Consider the following 7223-nt stretch of genomic DNA (forward strand, 5'->3'; position numbering starts at 1 on the left):
TCCCGGGAGGGGAACTCCATCCGCGGGTGCGACGCAGCCTTTGGTCCGCAGCCGGCGGCCGAGTACGCGCGCGCCGATGTACGACGCCCGTCGCACCGGCCCCACGACGAGGGACCGAGGTAGCGGCTCCATACGGTTTGGCGTTTGCCCTCCACGCTCAAGCACGCGCGTGTAATGCACGGGAAATGCCATGCATAACCATATGAAACAACCTGCACGGCATGGCTCACGTGTAGCCTGCGCGGCCACATACTGTGGACGAGGCGGTTACACCCGCTCCCCCATCCCCGTCGGGGCGCGCCGCGAGCCGCGCGGGGCCCCGGCGGTTGCCGCCGCGGTCAGCCTCCCCCGCCGTGGCGGCGTGTCACCGGCTGCCGAACGCGAGGCTCAGCCGCGCTCCGATCGACGACGGGCCGACGCCGATCATCTCGTACCGCACCTCGACTCCGACCATGTACCGGCCCGCGAGCAGCTGCTCGTAGCCGAGCGCCGCGTACGGCCCCAGATAGGAGCGTCGCGCATCCGGCGGAATCGGGATCGACGTTCGCATCAGCGTCGCCCCACCCGCGAGCAGCGCGAAATGCGGCACCCGGTCCGACAGCGGCCAGCGGATGCGCGGGCCGAGGCTCATCTCCATGATCGACACGATCTCGTCGACGATCGCCGGGTCGCCGGTCGAAAACGAGCCGCCCAGCGGCACCGCGGCCCACTGCGGCACCGACCATTGGATCGCCCACGCGACGCCCAGGCGGCCGGGTTGCCAGCCCGCCTCGACCCCCCACAGCCAACCGCGGTCGAATCGCGAGCCGAACTCGCCGAGGTTGCCGCGGCCTGCGAGCGCCAGCGCGAACCGAACCTGCGGTACGTCGCTCTCTTGTGCGGTGGCCGCGCGTGGCGCCGCGACGGCGCAGACCAGCGCGATCCACGCTGCCGCGCGCCCCATCAGAACTTTCCGGTCGTCGCCAGGAAGGTCATCTTGTCGTTCGTGGCGCGCAGCCGGCGCGACAGCGTCCGCACGAACTTCCACAACAGCTCGTACGCCAGATCGCGGTCGACGAACAACAGGTCTTCCAGGTCGCGCCGGGAGATCTCGAACAGCGTGCAGCGCTCGTGCACGATGGCGGTGGCCGACCGCGGATCGTCGTCGATGAGCGACATCTCGCCGAAGTAGGCCGGCGGCCGCAGCACGGCGAGCGCCTCCTCGCCCATCCCGGGGACGATGCGGCTGATGCGAACCGCCCCCGACAGGATCAGGTAGAACGTGTCGCCGACGTCGCCCTCGGAAAAGATCGTGTCGTTCTTCGCGTACTCGCGCTCTTTGCCGATCGCGATCAACCGCTCGAGGTGTTCGGGCGGCAGCCCGCGAAACAGATCGATCTCCGCGAGCAGCGCGCGCGCATCCGCTCCGTCGACCGGAGCCTGCCGTCCGCTGTCGTCTTCGGCCATCCGCGCGGATTGTACCGCGTCGCGCGAGCGCGAGCACATTCGGCAGTGCTCGCCCCGGCGCCGCCGCACGCCCGAGCGCCATGGCGGTGCGGCCGCCGCGGTCAGCCGGCCGACGCCTCGGCGAGCCACCGTTCGGCGTCGATTGCGGCCATGCAGCCGGTGCCCGCCGCGGTGACCGCCTGCCGGTAGACGTGGTCGGCCACGTCCCCCGCCGCGAACACGCCGGGGACGTTCGTCCGCGTCGTGCCGGGTTGAGCCAATCGGATGTAACCCGCATCGTCGAGGTCGAGCACGCCGCGGAACAAGTCGGTGTTCGGTTTGTGGCCGATCGCGATGAACACCATCTTGCACGGCAGTTCGGACCGCTCGCCGGTTTTCGTGTCCTCGAGCACGACGCCCGTGACGCCCGCGCCGCCCTTTTCGCCTTTGATCTCGGCGACGACCTTGTTCGTCATCCACGCGATCTTCGGATTGTCCTTGGCGCGCTGGAGCATGATCTTGGACGCGCGGAACTCGTCGCGCCGATGAACGATCGTGACCTTGTTGGCGAACTTGGTGAGGAAGGTCGCTTCCTCCATCGCCGTGTCCCCGCCGCCGACGACGACGACATCCGCCCCCTTGGCGAAGAACCCGTCGCAGGTGGCACACGCGGACACGCCGTACCCCATCAGCTCCTTTTCCGAGTCGAGCCCGAGCCACCGGGCAGACGCTCCGGTCGACACGATCACCGCGTCGCCGCGTAGCTCGTGCGTCGCCGTCCACGCGCGAAACGGCCGTGCCGAGAAGTCCACGCGGACGACATCGTCCGAAATGAACCGCGTGCCGAACCGCTCGGCCTGCGCGCGAAACCGCGTCATCAACTCGGGTCCCATGATCCCCTCGGGGAAGCCCGGGTAGTTCTCGACGTCGGTCGTGATGGTGAGCTGGCCGCCGGGTTGCGCCCCCTCGACGCAGATCGGCGACAGCTCCGCGCGCGACGCATACAGCGCGGCAGTGAGCCCCGCTGGGCCGGAACCGATGATCAGGACCTTGGTGGTTTCGACGGTGTGCTCTGCCATGTTGCCTCTGTCGGTCTGAGCGATGCCAATGCGGCCCGCTCGAGTGTAGACGGCGTGGCCGCCCGCGACGTGCCAAGCTCGACGCCCGCGGCGAACTGCCACGTACCACGGAACGCGCGCGAGGTCACGCCGGCGCGGTCACGGTCCCCGCCGCCACGGGCCGGATTTGCCGCCGGACTTGGCCTCGAGCCGGATGTCCGTGAGCGTCATCCCGCGATCGACCGCCTTGCACATGTCGTAGACGGTGAGCGCGGCGACCGCGACGGCCGTGAGGGCCTCCATCTCGACGCCGGTGCGGTCGACCGCGCGCACGCGCGCTTCGATCGCAACCGACGGCGGCTCGTCGTCCACGCGCAGGTCGAGGTCGACGCCGGTGAGCCGCAGCGGGTGGCACAGCGGGATCAGCTCCGCCGTGCGCTTGAGCCCCTGGATGCCCGCGGTACGCGCGATGCCCAGCACGTCCCCCTTGCCGATGCGCCCGGCCCGCACGAGCGCCGCCGTGTCGGCCCGCATGACGACGCGGCCGGTGGCGACCGCCTCGCGCAGCGTCTCCGGCTTGGCGCCGACCTCGACCATGCGGGCCCGCCCCTGCCGGTCGAAGTGGGTCAGCGCGCCGCGGTGGACCTTGCCGCCCACGGTCAGCGACGCCGCCGCTTCGGCGCCGGGTCGGGGAATTCGAACGTGACCACCAGCGGCGTCTCCGCCGGCGGCAACGTCATCTTGCGCTCGATGCACTGCGGGCGCGATCGCTCGTTGGCCTCGTCCGTGAGCCGGATGCCGCACGCCCATACCGTGTACGTCTCGGGCGGCGGATCGGCCTTGCGCCAGCATTCGCAGCGCGCGCGCTTGCCGTTGGTCGTCCCGCGCGTCTTTTCGTACACGAACACCTGGCCGTCCCACGGCACGTCGAGCGACTGGCCCACCTCGACGTGCTCGTACTTTTGCAGCTCGCGCGCCTGCTTGTTGTTCTCCGGCTCCGGGCAGTAGGGGCACACCTGGTCCGCCGGCAGGTCGCACGAGGCGGTGCAGTGCTTCGGAAACATGATGATCGGCACCGCGTTCTTGCCGCGCTCGCCCGACCACGCGAAGATCACCGGCTGCCACCCCTTGTTCATGTTGAACGACAGCCGCTCGCTGCCGGTGTTGACCAGGCGAAACACGACGGGCGCCGCGGGTTCGACCGGCACACCGCCGTCGGCAGGACCGGCATCGCCGTCGCCGACCGCCGCCTGCTCTGCCACCTGGTCCACCATCGGCGCGTCGTGCGCGGTACCGGTGCTCGCCGTGCCGCTACCGGACGCCGGCGTCTGCGCGCCACCGCCGCCGCATGCGGCGAGCACGGCCGCGGTCGCCAGCCAACAAAAGACGTCGTTCGTGTGTAGAAAGTGTCTTGTCATTCGACCGTAACGCTCTTGGCCAAGTTGCGCGGCTGATCGATGTCGGTGCCTTTGAAGTCGGCCACGTAGTACGCAAGAAGTTGCAGCGGCAACACTGTGAGCAGCGGCTGCAGTTCGGTCGCCGTGTCGGGGATGAGCAGGATCTCGTCCGCCGTCTCGCCCAGTTCTCGGTCACCGCGCGTCGCGACGGCCAGGACCTTCCCGCCGCGCGCCTTGACCTCGGTGAGGTTCGACAACACCTTCTCGTAATGCGAACCGCGCGGGCACAACACGACCACGGGGAGTTCTTCGTCGATGAGCGCGATCGGGCCGTGCTTCATCTCGCCGGCGGCGTAGCCCTCGGCGTGGATGTACGAGATCTCCTTGAGCTTGAGCGCGCCCTCGAGGGCGATCGGGTACTGCGGACCGCGGCCGAGGAACAGAAAGCCGCGGGCGTTGCCGTAGCGGCGCGCGATCACCTGCAGCTGTGCGCCGTGGTCGAGCACCTCGGTCATCTTTTGCGGCAGCGCAACCAGCTCACCGACCAACTCCGAGGCGCGGTCGGCCGCCAGTCGGCCCGTGCGCCTGCCGAGATACACCGCAAGCAACACCATCGCGACGAGTTGCGTCGTAAACGCCTTCGTCGACGCGACGCCGATCTCCGGCCCGGCGTGCGTGTAGAACGCCCAGTCCGCCAACCGCGGGATCGACGACTCGAGCACGTTGCTGATCGCCAGCACGCGCGCGCCCTTGGCCTTGGCCTCGCGCACCGCCGCCATGGTGTCGGCCGTCTCGCCCGATTGGCTGATCGCGACGACGAGGTCTCCCGCGCCGACGATCGGGTCGCGGTAGCGGAATTCCGACGCCAGATCGCACTCGACCGGGATCCGCGCCAGGCCCTCGACCAGATACTTGCCGACCAACCCCGCGTGATACGACGTTCCGCACGCGACGATCACGACGCGGCGGACTGACCCGACGTCCAGCTCGATGCCGTCGAGCGATACGTCACTGCGCTCCACGTCCAGGCGCCCCGCGAGCGTGTCCGCCACCGCGCGCGGCTGCTCGTGGATCTCCTTCTGCATGAAGTGGCGGTAGCCCTCTTTCTCCGCCTGCATCGGGCTCCACGTGATCCGCCGCGGCGGGCGCTCGATCGGCGTGCCGGCGAAGTCCGTGATGGTCACGCCGTCGCGCCGGACGACCGCGATTTCGCCCTCGTCGAGGAACACGACATCGCGCGTCTCGTCGAGGATCGCCGGGATGTCGGACGCGATGAAATTCTCGCCGTCGCCGAGCCCGATCACCAGCGGTGATGCGTTCTTGGCCGCGACGAGGACGTCCGGGTCCGCGTCGTCGAGCACGACGATCGCGAACGCGCCGCGCACCTTGGGCAGCGCGCGGCGCACGGCGGTCGGCAAATCGGCCGCGCCGGCCTTGCGCTCGCGCGCGATCAGGTGGGCGAAGATCTCCGTGTCCGTCTCGGAGGAAAACGCTGCCCCCCCGTCGATCAATTCCGCGCGCAGTGCGGCGTGGTTCTCGATGATCCCGTTGTGGACGACCGAGATCCCGTCGACCTTGTGCGGATGCGCGTTTTCGTCCGAGGGCCGGCCGTGCGTGGCCCAACGGGTGTGGCCGATGCCGACGGTCCCCGGCGCCGGCTCCCGCTCGAGCCGCGCCTCGAGGCCGGCGAGCTTGCCGCGGCACCGCACCACGCGACTTGCTCCATCGTGATAGACGGACACGCCCGCCGAGTCGTAGCCGCGGTACTCGAGCCGTCGCAGGCCGCGGATCAGGATCGGGGTCGCGGGGCGGTCGCCAATGTAACCGACGATTCCACACATGATGCAAGGATGCGGCGCGAACGCACGCCGCACGCGGGCGCTCCCGGCGCGCCGGCGCTCAGTGGCCGCCCTCTTCGGGTTGCGCCGGCTGTCCGGCCGGCGCGGGGGCCGCGGCGCCGGCCGGCGCGGGCGTGGCGGCTGCGCCGTCGTCCCGATCCGGCGCGCCGGCGTCGTCCCCGTCGGCCGCGTCGAGGTCGTCCAGATCGTCGCCCTCCACGAGTTCGTCCTCGTCCGGCGGCTCCCACGGCTTGAGCTGGCTGTCGACCGGGAGTGTGCCGGTCGGCTGCAGGCCACAGCCGGCGGTCAGCGGCGAGGCGGCCAGCGCCAGCAGGAACCCCGGCGCGAGCAGAATCCGTCGAAATTGCATGGCGTTGTTCCTCTCGAGCGGAAACTAGCACCGAACGGACCGGCCGCGCAATGCGCCGGCCGGTCGCCGGCTGCGCGCGCGGAGGCGGCGCGGAGGCGGCGCGCCGATTTGTGCTCCAGTGCGCCGCAACGCGGTCGATTCTCCCGGTGAGCATGCACGCCGCGTCCCTCGCACCGCTCGTCGACCGCCGCCGGAGCCCGCGCGCCGAAGTGGCCGGGATCGAAGCGTCGTGCGACGAGCCCGGCATCCGCGCCATCTGGGCGGTGGCCGACCTGTCTCACGGCGGCGCGCTGCTGGAGGGGGGGCCGCTGCCCGCCGTCGGCGCGCGCCTCGGGCTCGCGCTCGTGTCCAAGGCGGGCGTCGTCCGCGTGCCGGCGATCGCCGTGCGACACGCCGCGTCCGCCGTGGGCCACCCGCGCGCGGGCGTGGCGTTTTCCGACCCGACCGCCGCAGCCGATGCGTTCGTGGCCGACGCGGTGGAGCGCAGCGCGGCGGCGCCGACCGCGGTCGTGCTCGCGCGCTACGGCTGGCCGGCGCGCAGGCTCACCACGACGCTCCGCCTGGCCGGCTTCCGGCCGGCGATCGCGACGCACGCGGCGGACGCGAACGCGCGTCTGGCCGCGGAGCGCCCGATCGCGGTGATCGTCGATCCGGCCGTCCCGGGTGCACTGCGCGTGCTCGCCCTCGCGCGGCGGACGCGACCGGACGCGCGCCGGCTGCTGGCGTCCGGCCCCATCGTGCCGGCGACCGCCGAACGCGCGCTGCGCGCGGGTCTGGCGCACGCGGACCTCGGCGCAACGTGGACGGTCCCGGACCTCGCGCGCGCGATCGGCGAGCGCGGCACTTGACAGACGCGAGCCGCGTCGATAAGAAAGCTGCCGCTTGCGGGAGTAACTCAGTGGTAGAGTGCAACCTTGCCAAGGTTGACGTCGCGGGTTCGAGTCCCGTCTCCCGCTCCAGCGGTTGCATCGCCGGCGCCGGCCGGTGACCCCGTCGCGACGGCCCGCCGAGGCCGTCGTCGTCGTTTCGGCGCACCGCGCGCCCGGGACTCGCTCGTTGCACCCGCACACGACGTCTCTCGAGCCCCTCGTCGATACGGCGCACCCACGCGCGGCGACCGAGCCGGGGCTGCCGC

7 protein-coding genes and 1 tRNA gene are annotated in these 7223 nt (G+C 71.1%); 2 read left to right on the forward strand and 6 right to left on the reverse strand.

The annotated features are described in order from the left end of the window. Positions 1-364 precede the first annotated feature (364 nt). From D6689_08085 to D6689_08110, 6 genes are all read right to left on the reverse strand, one after another. Positions 365-943 (reverse strand): hypothetical protein, encoded by a 579-nt coding sequence (locus tag D6689_08085; GenBank protein RMH42483.1) that lies wholly within the window; start codon positions 941-943, stop codon positions 365-367. After that, a complete protein-coding gene (locus tag D6689_08090) occupies positions 943-1446 on the reverse strand; it encodes a cyclic nucleotide-binding domain-containing protein (protein RMH42484.1) in 504 nt (167 codons plus the stop codon). The genes D6689_08085 and D6689_08090 overlap by 1 nt, the downstream gene beginning before the upstream one ends. A 101-nt stretch (positions 1447-1547) precedes the next feature. Then, complete coding sequence (trxB, locus tag D6689_08095) at positions 1548-2504, reverse strand: thioredoxin-disulfide reductase (GenBank protein ID RMH42485.1); 957 nt, start codon at positions 2502-2504, stop codon at positions 1548-1550. Between the two features lie 138 nt (positions 2505-2642). Further along, positions 2643-3293: a cyclic pyranopterin monophosphate synthase MoaC gene (gene moaC / locus D6689_08100; GenBank protein RMH42486.1), complete on the reverse strand. Its 651-nt coding sequence runs from the start codon at positions 3291-3293 to the stop codon at positions 2643-2645. 604 nt (positions 3294-3897) lie between these two features. After that, entirely contained in the window at positions 3898-5721 is a 1824-nt protein-coding gene (gene glmS, locus D6689_08105; protein RMH42487.1) for a glutamine--fructose-6-phosphate transaminase (isomerizing), read from the reverse strand. A 58-nt stretch (positions 5722-5779) separates the two neighbouring features. Then, positions 5780-6088 (reverse strand): hypothetical protein, encoded by a 309-nt coding sequence (locus D6689_08110; GenBank protein RMH42488.1) that lies wholly within the window; start codon positions 6086-6088, stop codon positions 5780-5782. Between the two features lie 50 nt (positions 6089-6138). Between D6689_08110 and D6689_08115 the strand changes: the two genes are divergently transcribed. Next, positions 6139-6936 carry a PilZ domain-containing protein gene (locus tag D6689_08115; protein ID RMH42489.1) on the forward strand — a complete coding sequence of 266 codons (798 nt, stop codon included), beginning with the start codon at positions 6139-6141 and terminating at the stop codon, positions 6934-6936. Positions 6937-6972: 36 nt separating this feature from the next. Continuing rightward, positions 6973-7047: transfer RNA gene (locus tag D6689_08120), tRNA-Gly, on the forward strand. The last annotated feature ends 176 nt before the right edge of the window (positions 7048-7223 follow it).

Source organism: Deltaproteobacteria bacterium (assembly GCA_003696105.1).
Classification (GTDB): Bacteria; Myxococcota_A; Polyangia; order Haliangiales; family J016; genus J016.

What these genes read in the sequence shown, in the direction of transcription:
- D6689_08085 (RMH42483.1), bottom strand. Translation starts at nt 943, where the DNA reads ATGGGGCGCGCGGCAGCGTGGATCGCGCTGGTCTGCGCCGTCGCGGCG.
- D6689_08090 (RMH42484.1), bottom strand. Translation starts at nt 1,446, where the DNA reads ATGGCCGAAGACGACAGCGGACGGCAGGCTCCGGTCGACGGAGCGGAT.
- trxB (RMH42485.1), bottom strand. Translation starts at nt 2,504, where the DNA reads ATGGCAGAGCACACCGTCGAAACCACCAAGGTCCTGATCATCGGTTCC.
- moaC (RMH42486.1), bottom strand. Translation starts at nt 3,293, where the DNA reads ATGGGCGTGCGGCATCCGGCTCACGGACGAGGCCAACGAGCGATCGCG.
- glmS (RMH42487.1), bottom strand. Translation starts at nt 5,721, where the DNA reads ATGTGTGGAATCGTCGGTTACATTGGCGACCGCCCCGCGACCCCGATC.
- D6689_08110 (RMH42488.1), bottom strand. Translation starts at nt 6,088, where the DNA reads ATGCAATTTCGACGGATTCTGCTCGCGCCGGGGTTCCTGCTGGCGCTG.
- D6689_08115 (RMH42489.1), top strand. Translation starts at nt 6,139, where the DNA reads ATGCGCCGGCCGGTCGCCGGCTGCGCGCGCGGAGGCGGCGCGGAGGCG.